The following is a 433-nucleotide window of genomic DNA, read 5'->3' as shown; positions in this document are numbered from 1 at the left end:
AACGACATCTTAAAAAAGGCTACCGCCTTCTTTGCCCGCGAGCTGAAGTAAGGTATCGACTGGTTCGGCAGCTGCAACAGAAGGCTTACTCAGTGGCACATGTCTGTCGGTTGCTGAGCATCAGTCGTTCAGGCTTCTATGAGTCTCAGAAGCGTGCTGATGCGCCTGTTCGGCAGAGTTGTCCTGTTCTTGTGCAACTCAAGGCGTCTTTCGCCGAGAGTGGAGGCTGCTACGGCAGCCGCCCTTTGCGCGACGCTTTGCGCGGTAAAGGCATGCTTGTCGGGCTGTATAAAATCCGTCGATTGATGCGGGCTAACGGACTGCGTTCAGCCTGGAAGCGCAAGTTTGTACACACAACCGATAGTAATCATGACCTGCCGATTGCAGAGAATGTACTGAACAGAAAATTTGATCCAGTAGCGCCAAACAAGGC

Annotated in this window: 1 protein-coding gene; it reads left to right on the top strand. The window is 52.7% G+C overall.

What is annotated here, in order from left to right; all coding sequences use genetic code 11:
• On the top strand, nucleotides 1-433 hold a 433-nt coding region (locus ACM6JQ_RS18425; RefSeq protein WP_414894460.1), incomplete at both ends, for an IS3 family transposase.

The organism is Pseudomonas sp. IT-232MI5 (assembly GCF_949767845.1).
In the GTDB taxonomy this organism is placed as follows: Bacteria; Pseudomonadota; Gammaproteobacteria; order Pseudomonadales; family Pseudomonadaceae; genus Aquipseudomonas.
The sequence above is the reverse complement of the archived record's forward strand: the minus strand, read 5'-3'. Positions and strand labels throughout refer to the sequence as shown.